The sequence below is a fragment of the Shewanella bicestrii genome (genome assembly GCF_002216875.1).
In the GTDB taxonomy this organism is placed as follows: Bacteria; Pseudomonadota; Gammaproteobacteria; order Enterobacterales; family Shewanellaceae; genus Shewanella; species Shewanella seohaensis.
The window spans coordinates 1895661-1919254 of sequence record NZ_CP022358.1; the positions used below are offsets into that span (position 1 = coordinate 1895661).

19 protein-coding genes and 1 riboswitch are annotated in these 23594 nt (G+C 48.6%); of the genes, 12 read left to right on the top strand and 7 right to left on the bottom strand.

Annotated elements, in window-relative coordinates; translation table 11 throughout:
• Positions 1-49: 49 nt before the first annotated feature.
• Entirely contained in the window at positions 50-2002 is a 1953-nt protein-coding gene (gene acs, locus CF168_RS08315; RefSeq protein ID WP_086902146.1) for an acetate--CoA ligase, read from the bottom strand.
• Positions 2003-2177: 175 nt separating this feature from the next.
• Between acs and CF168_RS08320 the strand changes: the two genes are divergently transcribed.
• Positions 2178-5615, top strand: a complete 3438-nt coding sequence (locus CF168_RS08320; RefSeq protein WP_089067567.1) for a hybrid sensor histidine kinase/response regulator — start codon at positions 2178-2180, stop codon at positions 5613-5615.
• A gap of 21 nt (positions 5616-5636) precedes the next feature.
• Here the strand turns inward: CF168_RS08320 and bioA are convergent, their stop codons facing one another.
• Positions 5637-6995, bottom strand: a complete 1359-nt coding sequence (bioA, locus tag CF168_RS08325; RefSeq protein ID WP_089067568.1) for an adenosylmethionine--8-amino-7-oxononanoate transaminase — start codon at positions 6993-6995, stop codon at positions 5637-5639.
• Positions 6996-7117: 122 nt separating this feature from the next.
• On the opposite strand from bioA, the gene bioB reads away from it, so the two are divergent.
• The 4 genes from bioB (at position 7118) to bioD (ending at position 11375) form a co-directional block, all read left to right on the top strand.
• A complete protein-coding gene (bioB, locus tag CF168_RS08330; protein ID WP_011623120.1) occupies positions 7118-8170 on the top strand; it encodes a biotin synthase BioB in 1053 nt (350 codons plus the stop codon).
• 216 nt (positions 8171-8386) lie between these two features.
• Positions 8387-9607 (top strand): aminotransferase class I/II-fold pyridoxal phosphate-dependent enzyme, encoded by a 1221-nt coding sequence (locus tag CF168_RS08335; protein WP_089067569.1) that lies wholly within the window; start codon positions 8387-8389, stop codon positions 9605-9607.
• A gap of 146 nt (positions 9608-9753) precedes the next feature.
• Positions 9754-10626 (top strand): malonyl-ACP O-methyltransferase BioC, encoded by an 873-nt coding sequence (bioC, locus tag CF168_RS08340; protein ID WP_089067570.1) that lies wholly within the window; start codon positions 9754-9756, stop codon positions 10624-10626.
• 53 nt (positions 10627-10679) lie between these two features.
• A complete protein-coding gene (gene bioD / locus CF168_RS08345; RefSeq protein ID WP_089067571.1) occupies positions 10680-11375 on the top strand; it encodes a dethiobiotin synthase in 696 nt (231 codons plus the stop codon).
• Positions 11376-11457: 82 nt separating this feature from the next.
• Here the strand turns inward: bioD and CF168_RS08350 are convergent, their stop codons facing one another.
• The 3 genes from CF168_RS08350 to pepE form a co-directional block, all read right to left on the bottom strand.
• Positions 11458-12426 carry a DUF3187 family protein gene (locus CF168_RS08350; RefSeq protein WP_089067572.1) on the bottom strand — a complete coding sequence of 323 codons (969 nt, stop codon included), beginning with the start codon at positions 12424-12426 and terminating at the stop codon, positions 11458-11460.
• A gap of 675 nt (positions 12427-13101) precedes the next feature.
• The gene (locus CF168_RS08355) at positions 13102-14685 is read right to left on the bottom strand and encodes a glucan biosynthesis protein G (protein WP_089067573.1); all 1584 of its coding nucleotides are present in this window, start codon (positions 14683-14685) and stop codon (positions 13102-13104) included.
• Between the two features lie 408 nt (positions 14686-15093).
• The gene (pepE, locus tag CF168_RS08360; protein WP_086902137.1) at positions 15094-15804 is read right to left on the bottom strand and encodes a dipeptidase PepE; all 711 of its coding nucleotides are present in this window, start codon (positions 15802-15804) and stop codon (positions 15094-15096) included.
• Between the two features lie 287 nt (positions 15805-16091).
• Here pepE and htpX point away from each other — a divergent pair, with 287 nt between their 5' ends.
• Positions 16092-16955: a protease HtpX gene (htpX, locus tag CF168_RS08365; protein ID WP_011717429.1), complete on the top strand. Its 864-nt coding sequence runs from the start codon at positions 16092-16094 to the stop codon at positions 16953-16955.
• A gap of 324 nt (positions 16956-17279) precedes the next feature.
• The gene (gene cctA / locus CF168_RS08370) at positions 17280-17630 is read left to right on the top strand and encodes a tetraheme c-type cytochrome CctA (protein ID WP_086902136.1); all 351 of its coding nucleotides are present in this window, start codon (positions 17280-17282) and stop codon (positions 17628-17630) included.
• 71 nt (positions 17631-17701) lie between these two features.
• Here cctA and CF168_RS08375 read toward each other — a convergent pair whose 3' ends face one another.
• Complete coding sequence (locus tag CF168_RS08375; RefSeq protein ID WP_089067574.1) at positions 17702-18448, bottom strand: cytochrome b/b6 domain-containing protein; 747 nt, start codon at positions 18446-18448, stop codon at positions 17702-17704.
• 295 nt (positions 18449-18743) lie between these two features.
• Here CF168_RS08375 and CF168_RS08380 point away from each other — a divergent pair, with 295 nt between their 5' ends.
• The gene (locus tag CF168_RS08380; RefSeq protein ID WP_011717426.1) at positions 18744-19379 is read left to right on the top strand and encodes a LuxR C-terminal-related transcriptional regulator; all 636 of its coding nucleotides are present in this window, start codon (positions 18744-18746) and stop codon (positions 19377-19379) included.
• Between the two features lie 169 nt (positions 19380-19548).
• On the opposite strand, the gene CF168_RS08385 is transcribed toward CF168_RS08380, so the two are convergent.
• Positions 19549-21315 carry a M61 family metallopeptidase gene (locus CF168_RS08385; protein ID WP_089067575.1) on the bottom strand — a complete coding sequence of 589 codons (1767 nt, stop codon included), beginning with the start codon at positions 21313-21315 and terminating at the stop codon, positions 19549-19551.
• A 145-nt stretch (positions 21316-21460) separates the two neighbouring features.
• Here CF168_RS08385 and hinT point away from each other — a divergent pair, with 145 nt between their 5' ends.
• From hinT to CF168_RS08405, 4 genes are all read left to right on the top strand, one after another.
• Positions 21461-21817 carry a purine nucleoside phosphoramidase gene (hinT, locus tag CF168_RS08390; protein WP_089067576.1) on the top strand — a complete coding sequence of 119 codons (357 nt, stop codon included), beginning with the start codon at positions 21461-21463 and terminating at the stop codon, positions 21815-21817.
• On the top strand, positions 21814-22341 hold the full coding sequence (locus CF168_RS08395; RefSeq protein ID WP_011623074.1) for a PaaI family thioesterase: 528 nt from the start codon (positions 21814-21816) through the stop codon (positions 22339-22341). The genes hinT and CF168_RS08395 overlap by 4 nt, the downstream gene beginning before the upstream one ends.
• Complete coding sequence (locus tag CF168_RS08400) at positions 22328-22792, top strand: PaaI family thioesterase (RefSeq protein ID WP_011623073.1); 465 nt, start codon at positions 22328-22330, stop codon at positions 22790-22792. The genes CF168_RS08395 and CF168_RS08400 overlap by 14 nt, the downstream gene beginning before the upstream one ends.
• A 113-nt stretch (positions 22793-22905) precedes the next feature.
• Positions 22906-23298 carry a YcfL family protein gene (locus tag CF168_RS08405; protein WP_011626478.1) on the top strand — a complete coding sequence of 131 codons (393 nt, stop codon included), beginning with the start codon at positions 22906-22908 and terminating at the stop codon, positions 23296-23298.
• Between the two features lie 165 nt (positions 23299-23463).
• Positions 23464-23574: riboswitch (TPP riboswitch) on the top strand.
• The last annotated feature ends 20 nt before the right edge of the window (positions 23575-23594 follow it).

The window sequence follows — 23594 nt, forward strand, 5'->3', positions numbered from 1 at the left end:
TAAAGCAGCGCTTAACCGTGATAAATCACGATTAAGCGCGGGATAACGATTACTCGTTACGATTTAAGCGAGTTTCAATCAAGGTCTCAATCACGGCTGGATCGGCCAGTGTTGATGCATCACCTAAGTTGGTCACTTCGTTCGCGGCAATCTTACGCAGGAAGCGGCGCATGATTTTGCCAGAACGGGTCTTAGGTAACCCTGTTGCCCACTGGATAAGATCCGGTGTGGCTAGGGCACCAATTTCTTTGCGAACCCATTGGCGCAGCTCTTGGCGAAGTTCTTCACTCTCTTCAGTGCCGCGGGTTAAGGTCACATAGGCGTAAATACCTTGGCCTTTAATATCATGGGGATAGCCCACAACTGCGGCTTCAGCGACCAGTTCGTGTGATACCAGTGCACTTTCTACTTCAGCGGTACCTAATCTGTGGCCGGAGACGTTAATCACATCGTCCACACGGCCGGTGATCCAGTAGTAACCGTCTTCATCGCGGCGCGCGCCGTCACCGGTAAAGTACATGCCACGGAAGGTTTTGAAGTAGGTCAGTACGAAGCGTTCATGGTCGCCATATACGGTACGCATTTGACCTGGCCATGAGTCGAGCAGCACTAAGTTACCTTCAGTTGCGCCTTCTAAAATGTTACCCATGTTGTCCACGAGCGCCGGTTGTACCCCAAAGAAAGGGCGAGTTGCCGAGCCGGGTTTGGTATCGGTTGCGCCGGGTAATGGCGTAATCAAGATGCCGCCAGTTTCGGTTTGCCACCAGGTATCGACAATCGGGCAATGTTCATGGCCGATGACCTCGTGGTACCAGCGCCAAGCTTCAGGGTTGATAGGTTCACCCACTGAGCCCATGATGCGCAGCGAGCTGCCATCGTACTTGTCAAAATGCTGTTTACCTTCGGCCATCAGTGCACGGATAAGTGTCGGCGCAGTATAGAGAATATTTACCTTGTGGCGGTCAATCATCTCGCCTAGACGTGCAGGGCTTGGGTAATTAGGGATCCCTTCGTGGATTAGCACGGTCGCACCGTTCGCCAGTGGGCCGTACACCATGTAGGAATGACCCGTGATCCAACCCACATCTGCGGTACACCAGTAAATCTCACCCGGTTTGTAATCGAACACATACTCGTGGGTCATTGAGGCATACACCATATAACCGCCCGTGGTGTGTAATACGCCCTTGGGATTACCGGTTGAACCTGAGGTATAAAGTAAGAAGAGCGGATCTTCGGCGCCCATTTCTTCAATGGCGCAGTGCTCGGATGCGGTTTCAACTAGTGAGTGCCACCACACATCGCGGCCTTCTACCCAATCAACCTTGCCGCCAGTACGCTTAAGTACGATTACCTTCTCAACGCTGGTGACATCGGGATGCTTGAGCGCATCGTCGATGTTGCGCTTGAGTGGGATCGCGCGGCCACCACGCATACCTTCATCGGCGGTGATAACCACTTTAGATTTACCGTCGATGACCCGTGAAGCGATAGAATCGGGTGAGAAGCCACCAAAGACCACCGAGTGCACGGCACCGATGCGGGCACAGGCCAGCATAGCCACCGCCGCTTCTGGCACCATTGGCATATAAATGGTCACAATATCGCCACGACGCACGCCTTGGCTGCGTAGGGCGTTGGCAAACTTACACACTTGAGTGTGCAGCTCACCGTAGGTGATTTTACGTTGTTCGCTGGCGTTATCGCCTTCCCAAATGATGGCAACGCGGTCGCTGTGTTCTGCTAGATGGCGATCTAAGCAGTTGGCTGAGGCGTTTAGGGTGCCGTCGTAGAACCAGTTAATCGATAAGTTATGATCGTCAAAAGTGGTTTTTTTGATTTTAGTGTATGGCTTTATCCAATCGATCCGTTTGCCGTGCTCTCTCCAGAAACCCTCTGGATTGACAATCGACTCTTGGTACATTTTTTTATATTGATCGTTATTTACAAGTGCATTGGCAGCGATATTGCCGGAGACTTTGTAGAGAGACTGCGAGCTCATAGGGCTTCCCTTTCTAAAAATTGCGTAGTCTGAGTATGGTATGCAAGGGGCTGGCAACTCCATTAGACCTTGGTCTAGTTTTAAAATTTCCTTTATATTTAGGCTGTTGCACTCGAAAATCTGGCTAGATTTCAGCCATTATTTATCGCACAATAATGGAAAAAAAGAGCAAAATATGAATCTAACCTTAGTCGTCGCCGTTATTGCTATTTGTTATGTCTCACTTTTATTCCTTTTAGCCTGGGGCGCGGAGCGTTGGTTTAGCGGCGTGACCAAGAAGCTGCAGGTCGGCATTTATGGTTTAAGTCTGGCGGTTTATTGTTCTTCCTGGAGCTTTTTAGGCACGGTTGGGCAGTCGGCTAATGATTTTTGGTCCTTCATCCCGATTTTTATCGGCCCAATTATTATTTTCACCTTAGGTTTTGGCATGCTGCGCAAGATGGTGCTCGTGTCCAAGGCGCAAAATATTACCTCGGTCGCCGACTTTATCGCCGCCCGTTACGGTAAGTCACAAACATTGGCGGCCATTGTTACCCTCATCGCTTTATTTGGCATCATGCCCTACATTGCCCTGCAACTTAAGGCGATGGTGTTTAGCCTTAATTTGTTCCAACCAGCAGACGATCCTTTAAACGGCATTACTATTCCTTTACTTATCACAGCGTTGCTGGCGATTTTTGCCATTTTATTTGGGACGCGTAAGCTCGACGCCACCGAGCATAACCCCGGTATGATGCTGGCGATTGCCTTTGAATCGTTAGTCAAACTGGCGGCATTTTTGTTGGTGGGGATTGTGATTAGCTTTGGCGTGTTCGATGGTTTTGGTGATATCTGGCAGCAGGCGAGCGAAAAAGCATTAATTAATTACCCAAATCCTCGAATCGAAGCCTTAATGCCTGAGCTGCTCGTCGGCATGGCGGCATTTTTATGTATGCCGCGGCAATTCCACGTGATGGTGGTGGAGTGTGCCGATGAATCGGTGTTGTCCAAGGGGCGCTGGTTATTCCCGCTGTATTTGGCCTTATTTGGCTTATTCGTTGGGCCACTGGCTTTAGCGGGTAAAGTGATCCTCGGTGATAGCGTTGCCGCCGATACTTATGTGATCAATTTACCGCTTGCCTTAGATCATCCACTGCTCGCCGTCATTGCGCTGTTAGGCACTTTATCTGCGGCAACCGGCATGGTGATTGTGGCGGTAGTGACGATAAGCGTGATGGTGAGTAACGAGTGGTTGGTGCCAGTGATGCTGCGCACGGGCAATATCCGTGAGAAAAATTTCAGCCAGTTTTCGCAGATGCTATTAAATGCGCGCCGCCTTGCCATCGTCATCATCCTTGGTTTGGGTTATGGCAGTTATCTGGCGCTCGCCGACAGTGACTCGCTATCGCACCTTGGGATGTTATCCTTCGGGGCGTTTGCCCAGCTTGCTCCCGCGCTGGTGGGCGGGCTCTATTGGAAACACGGTAATCGTGCCGGGGTGTTTTTAGGCTTGAGTGTGGGTTTTGGCCTGTGGTTTTACATCATGCTAAGCGGCATGAACGATGGCCAAAATGTGGCGACCTTATTGTCGAGTAATATCGATCTGTTAGATGCCATTACCCCCAATGTACGTGATGCCCTCACTGCGTTGTTCGCCAATATTGCCTGCTATATCTTAGGCTCGATTTGGTTCAGGGCAGGGGTTGCTGAGCGTATTCAGGCTAGCGCTTTTGTCAGCCCGGGTAAGCTTAAAAATAATGCCAATAAGAAAAATGGCCCTATCTCTCAGCAGGATTTGCTGATCTTAGCCAGCCGCTTTGTTAGCCCAACCCGCGCCTATGAAAGCTTTAGCCGATTCTCCACCGAGGCGGTCAAGAGTGACAGCTGGCACAAGGCTGCGACACCTGAGCTTATTGCCCACACCGAACGTTTACTCGCCGGTGTGCTTGGCGCTTCCAGTGCCTCCTTGGTGATGGACTCGGTGTTACAAGGGCGCGACTTGGCCCTAGATGAAGTCTTTAGCCTAGTGGATGAAGCCTCATCCAAAATCATGCTCAGCCAAGATATGCTGCGCGGGGCTATCGAGCATGCCTATGAAGGGATGAGCGTTATCGACAGCGACCTCAACCTAGTGGCATGGAACTACAAATACGTCGAGCTGTATCAATATCCTGAAGGATTTTTACAGCAAGGCATGCCGATTGGCGAAGTGATCCGCTTTAACGCGGCGCGGGGATATTGCGGCGAGGGGGATATTGAGTCGCAGGTCGAAAAACGCGTGCAGCATATGCGCAATGGCACGCCGCATACCTCAGAGCGGCAACGTAAAGACGGCAAAGTGATTAAAATTCAAGGTAATCCTATGCCCGATGGCGGCTTTGTGATGACCTTTACCGACATTACTCAATACCGTGAGCAGGAGCGCGCTTTGCTTGAAGCCAATGAAACCCTCGAATCACGCGTCAAAGAGCGTACCTACGAGTTAGCCATGCTAAACAGTGAGTTACTTGAGGCCAAGGCGCAGGAAGAAATGGCGAACGCTTCTAAGAGTCGTTTCTTAGCGGCGGTAGGGCACGACTTAATGCAACCCTTGAATGCGGCGAGATTGTTTACCGCGTCTTTGTCCCAGTATCCTAATTTAGACCGCGAGGCGCGCACCACCTTATCCCATGTGAATAGCTCGCTCAAAACCGCTGGCGAGTTGCTCACTGACTTATTGGATATTTCGAAGCTGGATTCTGGCATGGTGGAAGTCAATCGCCGCGATTTTGCCATATCCGAGCTGCTCAATGGTCTGTCAGTCGAATTTGAGGCGATGGCGGCGGACAATCAAATTCGCTTTCAGATGATCCCCTGTAGCGCGACGGTTAACTCCGATCCTTCGCTACTGCGGCGCGTGCTGCAAAACTTCTTAACCAATGCTTACCGTTATGCCCGTGGTGGACGGGTGCTGTTTGGCTGTCGCCATCGTGGCAGTGAGTTAGAGATCCAAGTATTGGACACGGGCTGCGGGATTGATGAGCACGAAACCCGCGAAATTTTCAAAGAGTTTAAGCGCTTAAATAATCCACGTAGTAAAAGCGTCAGCGGCCTCGGCCTCGGGCTGGCGATTGCCGATAGGATCAGCCGAGTGCTGAATCACGGGATCCAAGTGTCGTCGCAATTGGGACGAGGCTCAGTGTTTTCTATCTGCGTGCCCCTAGGGGAAACCGTGCGTCAGCCGCAGGTGAAGGCTTTGCCATCGCTATTGCAACCTTTATCAGGGATTAAAGTCCTGTGTATCGACAACGAAGAAGCCATTTTAGCGGGGCTTGAGAGTCTACTCAGCCGCTGGCAGTGCGAGGTGATATGCGCCAAAGACTTGTCCGATGCGCGAATAAAATTAGGCCTAAAAGGGGTAGCGCCAGACATAGTGTTAGCGGATTTCCACTTGGACGATGGCCAAAACGGCGTCGATGCGATGGACGGGATCCGCGCGCTCTATGGCAAAGAGTTACCGGGGATTTTAATCACCGCCAATACCCGTAAAGAGTTGATGGAAGATGTGCAGCGCCGCGGTTATCACTATATGGCGAAAATGATTAAACCGGCGGCGCTGCGGGCCTTGATCTCAAGCCTTGTCAAAAAGGCTTAATGACTAATGTGTTAGCCACATTTAACCGTGACTGATGGTGATGCTTTCATTCGCAAGCGCCTCGGCTTGAGCGGCCTGTGGCGGCGTAATCGTCGCAGCCACTTGCTTCATCGCCCGAGTCAGTTGTGTCAGTTGCGCAGGGGTTATCACATAGGGCGGCATAATATAAATTAGGTTGGCAAAGGGGCGCACCCATACGCCTAAGTCAACAAATTGCTGCTGCAGCGCCGCGGTATTGACCGCTTGGTGCATTTCGAGCACGCCGACCGCGCCGAGCACGCGCACCTCTTTCACGCTGGGAATATCGATGGCATCGGCAAGCTCGCGCTGCATTTGCTGCTCGATGGCGGCAACCTGCGCTGGCCACTCCTGTTGATTGATCAGATCTAAGCTTGCGCAGGCGGCAGCACAGGCGAGGGGATTGCCCATAAATGTCGGGCCATGCATAAAGACACCTGCGGGCGAGTGGCTAATGCCTTGGGCGACGTTATCCGTGCACAAGGTGGCGGCAAGGCTGATATAACCCCCCGTTAATGCTTTGCCTAGGCAGAGAATGTCGGGCGAGATGTCGGCATGTTCATAGGCAAATAACCTACCGGTTCGGCCAAAACCCGTGGCGATTTCATCGAGGATAAGCAGCACATTATATTCATCACACAGGGCACGTAGGCCGCGTAAATATTCGCTGCTGTAGAATCGCATTCCCCCAGCGCCCTGCATAATCGGCTCGATAATTACGGCGGCAATCTCTTGATGTTGCTCGCGTAAAATACGCTGCATTGGCGCTAAATCATCTTGGCCTAATGGCTCGCCGAAGGGCGTTTGCGGCGCGTCGACAAAACACTGTTTCGTTACAGCCTCGCCAAACATGGTATGCATACCCCCTTCGGGATCGCAGACACTCATGGCGGCAAAGGTATCGCCATGGTATCCCTTCTTTACCGTGAGAATGCGCTGTTTTTGGGACTTTTGCGCTAAAGGCAAATCTTGCCCCTGCCAATATTGCAGCGCCATTTTGATGGCAACTTCGACGGCAATTGAGCCTGAGTCGCAGAGAAATACTTTAGTGAGGGGATCGCAGGTCATCGCCAGCAGTTTTTTACAAAGTTCAATGGCAGGTTCATGGGTAATACCGCCAAACATGACATGGCTGAGTTGGTGCAGTTGCCGCTCCATCGCCGCTAATATCGCCGGGTGTCCATAACCATGTACGCAGGCCCACCATGAACTGGTGCCATCGATAAGCTTACGGCCATCGACCAATTCCAGCTCGCAGCCTTGGGCACTGTGTACCCCAAAAACAGGAAGTGCGCGGGTCATGGAAGTATAAGGATGCCAAATATGGGCGCTATCAAAATCAAAATCGAGTAAATTGCGCATAAAAGCTCACAGTGTTGGTTGAAAAATAATCAGTGGTAAACCTGTATCACTGGTTGGCGTTGACAGTTTAAGGGCTGAGGTTATCCTAGCCAAGGTAAAATACAAAAATAAAAGGGTGTTCAATGTCGCAGTTGCAAGTTCGTCATGATTGGAAGCGGGAAGAAATCGAAGCCTTATTTGCGCTGCCGATGAATGACTTATTATTTAAAGCACACAGTATCCACCGTGAAGTGTACGATCCTAACGAAGTGCAGATCAGCCGATTACTGTCGATCAAAACCGGTGCTTGTCCTGAGGATTGTAAATATTGTCCGCAGAGTGCGCGTTACGACACTGGCCTTGAAAAAGAGCGTCTCTTAGCGATGGAAACCGTATTGACCGAAGCGCGCAGTGCTAAAGCCGCGGGCGCTTCACGTTTCTGTATGGGCGCCGCTTGGCGTAACCCGAAAGATAAAGACATGCCATACCTCAAGCAAATGGTGCAAGAGGTGAAAGCCCTCGGCATGGAAACCTGTATGACCTTAGGCATGCTTAGTGCCGAGCAAGCCAATGAGCTGGCCGATGCGGGCCTTGATTATTACAACCACAATTTAGATACCTCGCCTGAATATTACGGCGATGTGATCACCACCCGTACCTATCAAAACCGTTTAGATACCTTAAGCCACGTGCGTGCATCGGGCATGAAAGTCTGCTCTGGCGGTATTGTTGGTATGGGCGAAAAGGCCACAGACCGAGCGGGTTTATTGCAACAACTGGCGAATTTGCCTCAGCACCCTGATTCTGTGCCCATTAACATGTTGGTCAAAGTAGCGGGCACCCCCTTCGAAAAACTCGATGATTTAGATCCGCTGGAGTTTGTCCGTACCATCGCCGTGGCGCGTATTTTAATGCCTAAGTCCCGTGTGCGTTTATCGGCGGGCCGTGAAAACATGACTGACGAATTGCAGGCCATGTGTTTCTTTGCGGGCGCGAACTCGATTTTCTACGGCTGCAAGTTACTGACGACGCCAAACCCTGAAGAAAGTGATGATATGGGCCTGTTCCGCCGTCTGGGCTTACGTCCTGAGCAGGGCGCTGCCGCGACTATCGATGATGAGCAAGCAGTCTTAGCCAAAGCTGCGGCGCACCAAGATAAAGCCTCGGCACCTTTTTATGATGCGGCGGCGCTGTAACTAAGACTTATCGCCTCAGTAAAACTCGCTTCTTTGGACTTGCGCTTCGTTAAGCCGAAGCGCTGGCCCCAAAGAGGATGCGGACGGTGAGACTCTGCGAGCATTTAGCCGTCGTTATGCCAGAGGCTAAGCGAAAAAGAGTTAAGACGCTGAGTAAACCAGCAAAGTAAAATGCAGAGCAAGAAAAGTTGAGCAAGAAAAGTTGAGTAAGAAAAAATGAGTTCACCACTCACTTCAAAACTGGGTGCAAAAATCCTCGCCCGTCAGCAGGCGTTAGCCGAGCAAGGCTTACTTAGGCAGCGTCAGGCACTGTCGTGCGCGGCAGCACTCAGTGAGGATGGCCCTCAGTTTGGCTTAGCGGATCGGCACTATCTTAACTTCAGCAGCAATGATTACTTAGGGCTATCCCGTGCTCCCGAATTGGCCGAGGCGCTGCACCTTGGCGCTAAGCAATATGGCGTTGGTAGCGGCGCATCACCGCTGGTGACGGGCTACAGCGAGGCGCATTTGGCGCTAGAAACTAAGCTGTGCCAGATGACGGGATTTGAGGCGGCACTACTCTTTAGCTCAGGGTTTAGCGCCAATACCACCTTGTGTAAGACCTTATTCGATAAGCAGGATGTGGTGCTGGCCGATAAACTGGTCCATGCATCGATTATCGATGGATTGCGCGACAGCGGCGCGGATTTTAAACGATTTTTGCATAACGCCACCGATAGCGCCGAGCGCCTGTTAGCGAAGAACGCCGTTTCAGCCTTGATCACTGAGAGTGTTTTCAGCATGGATGGCGATATCGCGCCGATTTCGGCGTTATCCGCACTTTGCCGGGCACATAATGCTTGGTTAATTGTCGATGATGCCCATGGTTTTGGTGTGGTGGATGCTGTGAGTGCTCAAGTTGAGTCGACTCCAGCTTCCAACCTTATCGATATCCAGATAGTGACCTTTGGTAAGGCGTTAGGCTGTCAGGGCGCGGCGATCCTCGGGAGTCGGCAGTTGATTGAATTTCTCGTAAGCAATGCGCGGGAATATATCTATTCCACCGCCTTGTCGCCCGCCAATGCGGCCCTTGCCTTGGCCGCAGTTGAATACGCTGAGGCCCATCCTGATCTTAAGCAAAAATTGCAGAGCAATATCTTATTGTTCAAGCAGTTGTGCCAAGATGCTGACATTCCACTCCTAGGTAGCGACACCGCGATTCAACCTTTGATTATTGGTGATGCGGCTCAAACCTTGCTGGTGGCGGAAAAGCTAAAGGCATTAGGTATTTGGGTCGGCGCCATTCGTCCACCCACAGTGCCCGTTGGCTCGGCAAGATTGCGCATTACCTTAAGCGCATCCCATAGCGAGGCGGCAATACGGCGCTGCGTCAATGGGATTGCCACTGTGCTGGCCGAGTGTGTATTGCCGAGGATTTCTGAGCGGCCTGAACGGTAAGCCGTGTTTGATTCAGAATATCCGGTGAATGGCAGGGCACTTCAATGCTCGTGTACTGAGAGCTTGAAGATAAAAGTCTGAAAGTAAGAGCTTGAACGTAAAAGCTTATAAGTAAAAGTTTGATGTTAAAGTGAGAATAATCTGTGATGTCTATGCCGCTTGGCGTGAGTGTTAATTCCCATCAATCTGCCAGTCAGGTCGAGCATATTGCCGAAAGGTTTTCTGCTGCGGCTAAGCACTATCAAGAGCATAACTGTTTACAGCGTTTAAGCGGCGCGAGTTTGTTGCAGGGATTTGCTGCCAAGGGCGCAATTCTTGATATTGGCGCAGGGCCGGGGACCGATTTCGCTAACCGAGCAATGGGTGAGGAGATGAGGGTTTATGCCCTCGATATCGCCCAGGGGATGCTACAACAACTTCAAGCGACTTTCCCGAGCTACCTATGCGTGTGCGGTAATGCCGAGCAACTCCCCTTTGCCGATGGCAGTATCGACAGTATTTACTCCAATTTAGCCCTGCAGTGGTGCCAGGATTTTTCGGCTGCGACCAGTGAAATGGCTAGAGTCTTAAAATCTGGTGGAGAAGCGCATCTGAGTATCGTGGCTGAAGGCAGTCTGGCGCAGTTATCCCATCTTGGTTTGAGGGTGAACGGTTTTCTCTCCCTTGAAAGCTTAAAAGCGGCCTTTGATACCTCTGATTGGCAACTGTTTGATGTCCAACTTGTGCCAATGACCGTCTATTTTCAAGATCTTAAAACCTTGCTCTATTCCATTAAAGGTGTGGGCGCATCGGTACAATCCTTTGCCCAATCATCTGTACAGTCATCAATGCCTGAAGAGCAGGGGAGTGATATGCCTGCATCTGACTTCCACTCTCACTCCCCCTTAGGCAAATTGCGTGGCCGCCGCGATTGGCAGGCTTTACAGCAACGTGCTGAGCAGTTTCGTGAAACACAGGGCCTACCTTTAACCTATCAAATTGCCCAATTTCGTGTACGTCGCCATGGCGGCTCGGTATAAGACGCTAGGCCATGACTTGGCGCGTTATTGGTACAGCTTTACAAGGAAAAATCATGTTTTTTGTAACGGGAACAGATACCGACAGCGGTAAAACCTTAGTGTCGACGGCGCTTTTAACCGCATTCAATCGTGAAGCTGCTCGTACAGGCGCTGCATACTTAAGCCTTGGGGTAAAACCTGTGGCATCGGGTTGTGAAACCACAGAGCTGGGTTTACGTAACAGTGATGCGTTGAAACTGATGTCGGCCTCATCTTTAAAGCTTAGCTATGAGAAGGTCAACCCAGTGAGTTTTGAGCCTGCCATCGCACCGCATATAGCGGCAAAACAGCTGGGGATTAACATATCGCCAGAGGCGATTTTGGCAAAACTCGACAGACAAGCCTTTGAACAGGCTGATTTTTGCTTGATAGAAGGTGCGGGCGGCTGGCGTTTACCCTTAGGGGACGGACGCTATTTATCGGAATTAGTGCAGCAGCTTAATTTAGAGGTGATCTTGGTCGTGGGGATGAAACTTGGCTGCCTAAATCATGCCTTATTAACCCAAGAGGCGATAATAGCCGATGGTTTAACCGTTGCGGGTTGGGTGGCAAACTGTGTCGATCCCAATATGAGCGTGTTCGATGAAAACTTAGCATCGCTCAAAGAGATGATGACAGCACCATTTCTTGGTTGTATTCCTCATCTTACACAAGCGGATGCGGAACATGCCGCCAACTTTATCGATATCCAGCCCTTATTGCTGAAATAAGCTTATTCAAATAATAAGTTTGATATAAAAACAGAGGCTATATCGCCTCTGTTTTTGTTAGCATAGCTTTAAAATATTGTGATTATAATTTAACGCGATAGCCAATATTAAAGGCAATGTCAGTGCTGTTATCCATATTGAAATAATTTTCAACGATGGCGAACTCTATTGCACTATTGTCTAAGTAATAGCGGTAGCCGAGCAATATCTCATTTGAGGCTTTTGAAAAATCATTTTCGGTTTCGAGTAATCCTTGGTAATGATGCAGTTCAATTAACCAGCCATGGCGCCCCGTGATATATTCATAGCCTAAATTAACGGTATAAGCATGATTATCGTAGCGGATCCCGGACAGCACCTCATTCCCCTGCCTAAAACTGACGGCGGCAGTGGAGTGAAAATAATGATTAGCATAGCGGAAACTGTAATTAAGCTGCAGTGCTTGTTCAAAGGCCTCATTTTCAAAGGGGCCAGTGTCGACATAGTTATAATATAAACTGCCGCCAAGAGATAAGCCGTGGTGTGAGTTCTCAAATAATTGATAGCCAAGATAAAGCGTTATCGCATTATTTAAGGTTTCCCCCGAAATGTTTTGCTGATTAATTCCATCCTTGGAGAAGATTTGATTCTGATGTTTAGCGGCATCTTCGCGGCCATTTTGACTAAATCCAAATGCATCATGGAACCACATAGTCACTGAGTCTAAGTGATTATCACCACTAAAGCGCCAGTGATAGCTTGTGTCTAACAGCCATTTATCGTTGATTTGCCAGGAGAGCCCGCCTTCGAGGGTGTTATGGTAATAATCGGCAAAGTAATCATCGGTTTCAGCCCAGACGCTGGCGGCACTGGCGGAGAGGTGTAACTCCTTTTGTCCTTCGGGTACGGAGAATCCCGAGCGTAACATTGGGGTCAAACTGCCCGCTTGGGTCGGGGATTGCGCATAGCTGCGTAGTGGGCCGTAATCGTGATAATCGACAGTGTTAGCAAAGGCATTAGGCACTAGCAACAACGAAAGTGCGAGTGTTGGTTTTAGAGGTAACAATGGCATAGCGTAAATATCCACCCACTTTATTAAAAATAGAGTCGGTTCGATGGTTGATGAAACTGAATATTGCGAGCAAAGAAAGTGCGCACGCAATAGAAATCAAAATGTTAATTATTGTGGTGGGATTAACATTTTAATTTCATTTAAAGTAGTGTGTAGCAAAGTAATACGATCGCAAGCCAAATAACACGCCCCAGCATGGGGAGTGAATAGAGTGCGAGTAATACACTCATAATTAACAATATTGTTGTTGGCTTACGCAAATATGCAGCCGTTAATATGGGTAACTTCATTTTATCTCTGACATATTCATGATGCGAAATATAACAAAAACTGAATATGGTGAGCGCAATAGATAGATATCTTGGTAAAACGTGATTTGTGCGAGTATTCAGTTGCTTTGAGGGGCTAATATAACGCCGTAGGATTGGTGAGTAAATCTTATGAGCCGTGAAATGGGATTCAAAAACTGGAACTGAAAATCCCTATTTTTGTTAGATAAAAATAATCCTATTTATTCCGCAAAATACTGTGATAACTCAGCGGAAATATTATACCGCTTAACTGTAAGGTTATTAACTGAGTATTGCAATATTAATTTTACCCATAAAAAACACCGGACTTCCGGCGTTTTTTATGGTGTTAAGTAAAACGATAATCGAGTGTTAGCTTATTGGCCTAGGGCCAATCATCATTGTTCCAGCGATACAACCAAGTAGCGGCAAGGGGCTTTTCATCTTTACGCAGTTGAATTCTGAGCTCTGCCACATTAGTACTTTCAGGCTCGAAGGTCACGAAAACGCGAGCACCATTGATATCGGGATGAGCCACTATGCGGGAAGACAGAATTTTGCCTTTGCTGATACTGGCATCAATGGCAATTTTTTCAATCTCTTGCGGCTTGATATTGCTGTAATCGATCAGCAATTCTTTACCTTTCGCTTGTTTTTGTCCCTTAGAGCTGCGAACCACTCGCGCCTTAGTGTTGGCACTAGGGCTATCGTTAGACGCCGTGATGCGATAGGAATAACGATAGGGCTCGCCTTGCTTTAAGCCGCCCTGAGGCTCCCAGTAGGTGACGATATTGTCGTTGGTCTCGGCGCTCGATGGGATTTCCAGCAGTACCAACTGGCCTTTACCCCAATCGTTTAGCGGTTCAATCCAAGCGGAAGGACGTTGCTGATAGTTTGCGCTCAGATCTTCATAGTAATCGAAGTTACGATGACGTTGGATTAAACCAAAACCTTTGATGTCTTCGTCGCCAAAGGCGCTGATCTGCAATTTATTTGGGTTATTAAGTGGGCGCCATAAGCGCTCGCCATTTCCGCGATCGATTTGTAATCCTTCGGAGTTATGTACCGCAGGACGATAGTCTGGCTTATCTGAAGTATCTAACCCGCCATAGAGGAACATAGAGGTCAGCGGTGCGAGACCCACATGGGCGATGTCTCGGCGTGGGAATAGCGTGACATCCACTTCGACCCGCGTTGGCGCGCCTGGGTAAATACCAAAGCGGTAGGCCCCAGTAACGCTCTGACTGTCTAACAGCGCATGCACCACAATGGCGGTTTGATACTTAGAGGGGCGCTCTACCCAAAAACGTTTGAATAATGGGTATTCTTCGCCTTTGGGCTGGGCCACATCGATAGCCAGTCCACGGTTGGATAGACCATAAATTTGTCCTTTAGACAGCGTTCTAAAATAACTCGCGCCTTGGAACATGATGAACTCGTCTTTGACTTCATCGTCATTGATTGGGTAGTGCAGGCGCACGCCCGCATATTGGCCAACCTGAGTGAGTAATTTTTCAATGGCGCCATTAGGGACACTAAAGGAAGACTCAGTTAGCTCGATGGGCAAGGCTTGGCTGTTTTCAACCACATCGATATCCACGAGGTTTTTGTATAAAAAACCGGGGGCAAAGAGTTGTACCGAAAACTTAGTGGGGGTGCCGCCCCAAATCGCGGCGTTTTCTTGATAATTGATTTTGCCGTAGGTGGCGTAATCTAGATCAATGAGCTCTTTGGGGGCTTTTCTTGCTTCTTTAAACGGTTTTTGAGCCAGTTGCTGAGCCAGTTCAATGACAGTGTCATGGGAGAAGGCCTTGGCTTTTTTCTCTGGGGTCGAGTCGGCGCCATAGGCTGGGACTAAACTGCTGATGCCCATCAAACAAGCGAGTAAGGAACCGAGAAAAAACCGCGGTTGGTTCGTTTTTCGCTGTGTGATAGGGGCTAAATGATTGATTGTTGGATGCAGTCGCAAAATAGGTACTCCTCACTTCAATGGGCTAAGGTGCAAGATTGGCACCCGTAACGTGCCCAAAACTCCCGATTTATAAATCACTTAGAATGCATTAGTTCGGGAAGTGTTTAGGGGTGGATAAAAATTTAATCTTGTTAATCAAAGTGTTCGACAACGAAATTAGAGCAGTTACTTAAGTGGTGCAAGTATTTTCTCCCGCAGGATAAGTGCTGATCTTATCGGTTAAAGCATCAGGTAGCTTGGGTGTTAACTTGGGATATTACTGCTATCCTGTTTCACCGCACGAGGTATAGAGGCCTCTTTTATATGATATTTTGCGGCATTTTATCGGCCAGCAAGTCTGATGACAAACTCACACTCGGTGGCCGATATTAGCAGATTAGCTGAGGCAATGCCGCCGAATAGATCTTATTTCAGTAAATGGGATAAATCGCTTCCTACAGGGATAGGGATCTCTTGCTGCTCACCACTGAATAAATAGGCTGGGTTGTCACCGAGCAGGGATAAAGTGTCTCCTTGACGCCAGAGTGCGCTGCCTTCGACGATACCAACAACTGGGGTGATAGGATCGACACGGGTGAATTCGAGTAAGCGTTGGGCGCGGGTTTCGCCGTTATGCCCAGGAGCGCGGTAGTTCGAATAATGTGGATTTAACTGAAATGGCACTATATTTAACGCGGTAAACGACGGCGGCTCGATAATCGGCATATCGTTGGTGGTGCGAATGCTCAATCCCGAGACGTTAGAGCCCGCGCTCCAACCAATATATGGTTTACCATTCAGTACTTCTTCACGGATCAGATGCACTAAATCGTACTTATAGAGCTCGTGTAGTAAATGGAAGGTGTTGCCGCCACCGATCAAAATGCCGTCGGCATCTTTAATCGCTTGGCGCGGATCAGGATGTTGATGAATGCCGCTGATATCGAGCCTGAGTTCGCTTAATCCCGCCACGACTGAGGCCAAATAAGTGTCGTAACTCATGCTGACACCGGCATAGGGGATAAAGATCCATTTTTGGGCGTTAGCGGTGAGCGGTTTGATAAAGGGAATCGCATGGGAAAGGTAAGGCGTATCACCGACGCGAGAACTGCTCAGTAGTAGGGCATTAACTGTCATTTTTTTATCCTGAAATCTCGGAATGTGCTGGCATGTTAACAAAGTTTAATCGCGATAAACATAGATAAACACACATGAATTTGGCTGTAATGCTGACAGAGCCTAGATTTAAGCTTGGATTAATATACTGTCCCTAGACTCACGAGCCATGAAAGGCAATGTCTAAATTGAGAGAAAAATTAGCGAGTAGAAAAACTCTTATCTTTACCCCTTGAATTTCGATTAATTGGACATATTATGTCTTTGAGCAAAGTTAAATGGCATGTGTTTGCCGTAAAGGAGCTGAAATGAAGCGTATTTTTTTATTGATTGCGACTAACCTAGCCGTGTTGCTGGTAGCCTCAATTGTGATGTCTATTCTGGGCGTGAATACGTCTACTATGGGTGGACTACTTGTGTTCGCTGCGATTTTTGGATTCGGCGGAGCCTTCATCAGCTTAGCCATTTCAAAATGGATGGCGAAAAAGACTATGGGCTGTGAAGTGATCACCACGCCACGTGATAGCACCGAGCGTTGGTTGTTAGACACTGTTGCACGCCAAGCGCAGCAAGCAGGGATTAAAATGCCAGAAGTGGCAATTTACCAATCGCCAGAGATGAACGCTTTTGCCACTGGCCCAAGTAAAGACAACTCATTAGTTGCCGTGAGTACCGGTCTGTTGTACGGCATGAGCCAAGATGAAGTTGAAGGCGTACTCGCCCACGAAGTGAGCCACGTTGCTAACGGCGATATGGTGACACTGACCTTAATTCAAGGCGTGGTGAACACCTTTGTTATCTTTGCTGCGCGTGTTGTTGCGGGCATTATCAACAACTTCGTCTCGAGCAACGACGAAGAAGGTGAAGGTTTAGGCATGTTCGCTTATATGGCGGTCGTGTTTGTCCTCGACATGTTGTTTGGTATCTTGGCCTCGATTATCGTGGCTTACTTCTCACGTATCCGTGAATACCGTGCAGACGAAGGCGCAGCACGTTTAGCGGGTAAGCATAAGATGATTGCAGCGCTTGAGCGTTTACGCCAAGGCCCTGAAAGCTCAGCAATGCCTGCGCAAATGTCTGCCTTCGGTATTAACGGCAAGCGTTCAATGGCAGAGCTGATGATGAGCCACCCGCCATTAGAGAAGCGTATCGCCGCTTTACAGACCCGTTAATCGAGGCTGTAAGATCAAAAAAGGAGACCTAGTGTCTCCTTTTTTATTGGGGCTTTTCTTTTTCTACGGATTAGGCTAGGGCCGTTTTTAGTTGTGAGCGATAGGTTAAGTCAATGTAAAACTCTTATATAAGCATGTGGTTACATGATGCAGCGCACATTTTACCCCTTGGTATATTGATAAAGTTACTTTGCATTAAGATTGGGTTGCTTATTGCTCAATCCTTAGCTAAGTTAAATCGAGTCGTGCTATTTACATTGGTTGCGAGATGGAAGTCACCCTGACAAGAATTTCCACTGTCAATCGCCATTGGAGGATACAATTGTGAGCAAAAAACTATTAAGTGCGCTTTTCGGGGCAAGTCTTGCAGCGCTGGCGCTGTCACCAACCGCATTTGCCGCGGATCAAAAATTATCAGACTTCCATGCTGAGTCAGGTGGTTGTGAAAGCTGTCATAAGGATGGTACGCCTTCTGCTGATGGTGCTTTCGAATTTGAACAATGTCAAAGCTGCCACGGCTCTTTGGCTGAAATGGACGCAGTACATAAGCCACACGATGGCAACTTAGTTTGTGCTGACTGCCACGCTCCACATGATATGAACGTAGGTCAAAAACCTACCTGTGAAAGCTGCCATGATGATGGTCGTACTCCAGACTCTATCCTGAAGAAGTAATCCCTACTTCGGTATAAGCTTGATAAAAAACGCCAGCAATTGCTGGCGTTTTTTTATATGCATGATTTATCTCACTCGTCCTTGGGTTGCCCTTGGATCAGTTTTTTACCGGAAAACATGGCTGAAATGATCCCAGGTTGACGTTTGATTTCGGTATAGAGCACCGCAAACACATGCAGCACGATAAGGAGCATTAATAAATACACTGCGTATACGTGGACTTCACCGGCCAGCCCCTTCATGGGCTTGATTGCATTGGCTTTATCGGTATCTACACCCGTGGCATCGTAGGGTTTTAAACTACTCGGGTCGACATTCGCTGTCGCTAAATACTGTTGTACTGTGCTGCCGAGCGGTGGATAGTAAATATCAGTGCCAGCGCGGATCAGGCCAGTAAACATTATAGTGACCAATAGGAGCATGATGGCGAGCACGGCAAATTTTCCCTTAGGATTGTGGCCTAGGTATTGGGGATTTTTACCCGCGGCAAGCTCTGCTTTATAGGTTTGTAACTCGGCCTTGCTATTGGCATTGGGGAACATATGGCTAAAGCGGGCGTATTTATTGCCCATAAACCCCCACACTAAGCGGATAAGTAAATTAATCGCAAAGCCATAGCCAATGATGACATGCAGGGTTTTAAGCCCGATTTTGCCGGAGAGTTCGGTTATGCCTAAGTCGCTGCGAAACATCATCATGCCACCCACAATCAGTAGGGCGAGCACGAGGAGCAGATTGATCCAATGAAATAGGCGGGTCGGTCTGTCCCATACCAGATATGATTTCATTTCGACTGGGATTGGTTGTTGATTGGACATAATATTTCCTTATTATTTGTGTTGATTTATCTTACGCCTTTCAATCATGAATAGCGCATTATTTTCAGTTTAGATTCAGCCTTCTGATTGACAATACTCAATGCTAAAGTTGCAGAAGTTTTTGATTTGCGTACGGTAAATATTTTTATCGTAAGTCTTTTGAATCTGTTTTATCTAATGCTAATATCGTGTGCACGGTAGACTTGGAAGTCTATTGAACGGATGTTGAAGTGGTATTGAGAGATGTTTCTCCTCTCAAAATGAATAATCGTTAACCAGACAGGGAGTGAGCAGGATGTTCAAAATATTACATTGGATTGTAGTGTCAAGATCGCAAGTTCTGATGGAATTACTGGCCGGACGCTGGCCGCAGGAGTTTCTCGTTAAGCTGTCTCAAGTCAGCCCAGACGAGATGTGCGATCAAATCAAAGATAACCAAGCTTCTATGGTGGTGATTGACCTTTCCACCGTCGATCTTCAAAAAGCCTATCAATTTCAACGCTTGCTTGCCCGCGAACACCCGAGTGTGCGAGTCGTTTATATCCAGTTCCCTAAACAGGTTGATGCCCGTTTCTTAATGCAAGCCTCGACTACGGCAGGGGTGTTTTATCTGGATGCAGGACTGACTGAAATCAGCCTTGGCCTCTCCAACATCCTGCGTGGGCACAGAGTGATCCCTATCCAATTGGTGAACGGGGTGAATGATGACTTTGGACTGTTCGAAGATACCGAGCCATTAACTATCCGTGAGCGCGAAGTGTTACAAGCCCTGCTGTCTGGCAGCACTAACCTCGATATCGCCAATCAATTGTTTGTGAGTGAGAGCACCATTAAGACTCACTTGTACCGTGTCTTCCGTAAGATTGGTGTGTCGAGCCGTGGTCAAGCCATCGCGTGGGCGCAAACCTATTTACACGATGTGGTGGTGTAATCCATTGTTGATGGGTCGCTAAGTCAATATTCAATTGCACAAACAAAGAAACAAATAGAAAGGGGCAATCGTTGATACGATTGCCCCTTTTGCGCTTTATGGATTAAGTCTAATGCACTAAAAACTAGTGCATTAAAGACTATTGCATTAAATATAAATGCATTAAAAATTAGCGACCTAGCCAAGCCTGCAGTTTGTCTTTATCTGTGATGCTTAAGGCAACCGTATCTTTTGGCGCTTCTGCAATAATCAGTTCTCCCGTCATCAATTCATCGCGTCTAAACCAATGTAGGGTTAAGCGTTGTCCGAGTGGGTATTGCTGGAGCTGCGCTTCAAATTGACCTGTCACCTGCAGATTATCCGCCGCAATTAAGATATCTCCGGCGCTTAAGCCCGCAAGGTGCGCAGGGCTGCCTTGGGCGACCGTGGTTACTTTAAGGCCGATCGGTGCGGCTTGCGTCTTAGCGCCAAAGGCAATCTCATACCCTTTGGCCGAGCCACCGCCGACATCCTGCGCTCCATTACTCGCTCTCAGGGTGAGTTCAACCCCAAATTCGGCCAGTAGCGGTGCCAGCGGGATATCGTCGGTGTTGTCTAAATAGGCGAAGAGATCTTGGCAATCGCGCCCCAATAAACGTTCAACAATCCTTTGATGACATTCATCCGTGGTGCCGCGATTTTGCAGGGCATATTCCTGCCACAGAATGGTCATTAGATCGTCGAGGTTGTATTTTCCTTGAGTCTCGCTTCTTAGGGTTAAATCCAGATACAGAGCAAACAGGGCGCCCTTAGTGTAATAGCTGATAATGGCGTTTTGGGCGTTCTCATCCTGTTTGTAGAACTTAGTCCAAGCGTTAAAGCTCGAGTCCTTAATGCTTTGTTTAAAGCGGCCTTGACTGCGGTATACCCGGGTAAAGGTTTCGCTCAGCATATCTAAGTAGCTTTGCTCATCGACTAAGCCTGCGCGATAGGTAAGGAAATCATCATAATAGGAGGTGATGCCCTCATAGGCCCACAGCTGTGGCGTATAGGTTTCCGCCTCGAGTTGATAGGGTAAGAAGCATTCTGGCTTGATGCGCTTGACGTTCCAGCTGTGGAAATATTCATGGCTGCAGAGCGATAAATAGGTGCGGTAGTCATTATTAATCGGCGCATCCATCGACAGCGGCAAATCCTTGCGCGAGCACATGAGTGCCGTCGATGCCCTATGTTCTAAACCACCAAAGCCATTGTCGAGCACTGTCGTCATAAACAGATAACGTTCAAAGGGCGCTGGCGTGCCAAACAGCTTGATTTGATACTCGCAAATCGCCTTTAAATCTTGGCAGAGTCTCGGCATATGGGCGCGGTGGCGACCGTTTAGTACGATATCGTGTCTTACGCCGCAGGCTTCAAAACTGGCTTGGGTGAATAGCCCCATCTCAACCGGATGATCGATAAGTTCGTCATAGCTTTGCGCACAAAACTCACCAAAGGCAAATTCATTACCGCTTTGACGTGTCATGCTAGTAGCGAGTCGCCATTCGTTTAGACTCGGCTCGGTCGGCGCCGCCATTGTTACTGTGTGTAAGCCTGCCTCAAAGCCGTGGGCGGCTAAAAATACACTGCTACCGTTAAAGAAACCGTGGGTCATATCAAGGTGCGCGGTGCGTACCGACAAGTCCCAAGCATACACTTGATAAGTTAAGGTGAGTTGGGTGCTGTGATGTTCGACCGACCAGGTTTGTTTATCCAGTTGAGTGAGCTTAAGCGGCTCGCCGTTATCGCCTGTGGCTTTAAGATCGATAATATTCTTGGCAAAATCCCGCACCATATAACTGCCGGGAAGCCACGCGGGCAGGCTAAAAACTTGCTTAGGGTGAGGCTTTTGTACCGTCATGGTGACGGCGAACAAGTGCGCCTTGGGATCGACGGGAATGATGTGATAGTGGAGCATAATTTATCCTGTAAAACCGATGCGTTTTAATGGGCGTCATGCTGCCAAAAATGCGCACAACAGGCAAATGAAACGCAAAATATCTGGAGACACAAAGCGTTGAATTGCTAGTATACTATCCCAATTAACCCAAGGAGGACTCCCCATGGCCGAAGAAACCATTTTCAGCAAAATTATCCGCCGCGAAATTCCCGCCGACATTCTGTACCAAGACGAGCTGGTGACCGCATTTAGAGACATCTCACCAAAGGCGCCAACCCATATTCTGATTGTGCCGAATCATTTGATCCCAACTGCAAATGATATGAAAGCCTCGGATGAACCTGCACTCGGCCGGATGATGACAGTGGCGGCCAAATTGGCGGCAGAGGCGGGGATTGCCAAAGAGGGTTATCGTTTGATCATGAACTGCAACAAACATGGCGGACAGGAAGTGTACCATATCCATATTCATCTCGTTGGCGGAGAGCCATTGGGACCCATGCTGAGCCAAGGTCAATGAAGGTAAATCCTGATTTTTTTCCGCTGACTCAAATGGCGCAGCGATTTGTCGATCAGCTCGCCCAGTGCCGTCGCTTAGGGTTAACCGTGCTCGAAGCCAGTGAGCACCATGTATTGATTGAGTTGCCCTATAGCACTGAGTTAATTGGTTATCCCGATACGGGCGTTATCCACGGCGGGGTGATCACTACCCTGATGGACACGGCCTGTGGCAGTGCGGTGGTGAGTGCGATTTTTCAAAAATATCAATCCTTAGAGATTTCGCCCACCCTCGACTTACGGGTCGATTATATGAAGCCCGCGCAGCCCCATAAGCCAGTTTATGGCTTCGCCGAGTGCTATAAGTTGTCATCTAATATCGCCTTTACCCGCGCCATCGCCTATCAGGACAGTATTGATGATCCTATCGCCCATGCGGTGGGCTCTTTTATGCGGATCAGCCCCGAAATGGTGGGCGATGCCTTTAGACAAGCCTTGATGGGAGAAGCCGTGCCGCCCTTAGGAGAGACAGATGAACTCAAATAAGCCGACCGAGCAGAAAACCCTCGATGTGCAGGGAATTGTAAAACGCGCCACCGAGCTGAACGACTTTGGTCATCTACTCGAACATGTGCCCTATGCTAAGTTTATTGGCATGAAGGTCGAGCGCTTTGGCGATGAGCTGATTTTCAAACTCCCCGCCAAGGATGACAATATCGGTAATCCCATCCTGCCCGCGATTCATGGTGGGGTAATTGCTGGTTTTATGGAAATGTCAGCCATAGTGCAATTAATGGTGTTTATGCAAACGGCAAAAGTGCCAAAAGTAGTTGATTTCTCGATTGATTACCTGCGTGCAGGCCTGCATAAAGACAGCTTTGCAGAATGCCGTATCACCCGTCAGGGGCGACGGGTCGCCAACGTGAATATCAATTGTTGGCAAACCAATCGTAAGCAGTTGATCGCTACCGCAAGGGCGCACTTTTTAATCGATTAATCGCGAGGGTGGGGCAAGATGAGCACGTTAAGCATAAGTTCAGCTGGCGTCGCGTAGTGTCATTGCCCATCAGTTGTTCGGCACCTAGGTTTTTGTGAGTGAGGGAAAACAAAATGAAAGCAATTTACAGTGGAGTAATCTTGGCTGCAGCACTGACTCTCGGCGCCTGCACCAATACGGCGGGCATTTCGGTGAACTCACTGGGAGAAACCCGCGTCGATAACAACAGCTTTGCCCGTGATATCAGTGTTGAAGGGGTTGAAGCGCGCCGCGTTGGCGATCTGATCCAAGGTTCGGCCTTGATCGTCAGCAAGTCCTCAAGCGATATGCGAGTGCAATATAAGTTTACTTGGTACGACGCCAGCGGCTTTACCATCGAAGATGAAGCCACCAGTTGGAAATCGGTGAAATTACACGGTAAACAACAGCTACAAGTGTCGGCCGTAGCCCCAAATGCGCAAGTGGCGAAATTCGATGTTTATGTGCGCGAGACTTATTCAAACTAATGTTTTGCGAGTGTTAGTGTGAGTGTGGGCTAAAGAATACAGCGGTATTTCGTTACGCCAACTCCCAGTCGATATTGATTAAACGGCCATTAAGCCAAAAAATGCCAGCAATGCTGGCATTTTTCATTTCAAAGTGTCTTTCTTTCCTGCTTGTCATGTATACTTAGCGCCGCCAAGGGGTGTTTGCCAACAAAGTGGCAGACTGAGATGTCATCAGACGAACCCTTAGAACCTGATCCGGCTAATACCGGCGTAGGAATGGGCCAATCAACAGCACACTTCTGAATCGCTTATTC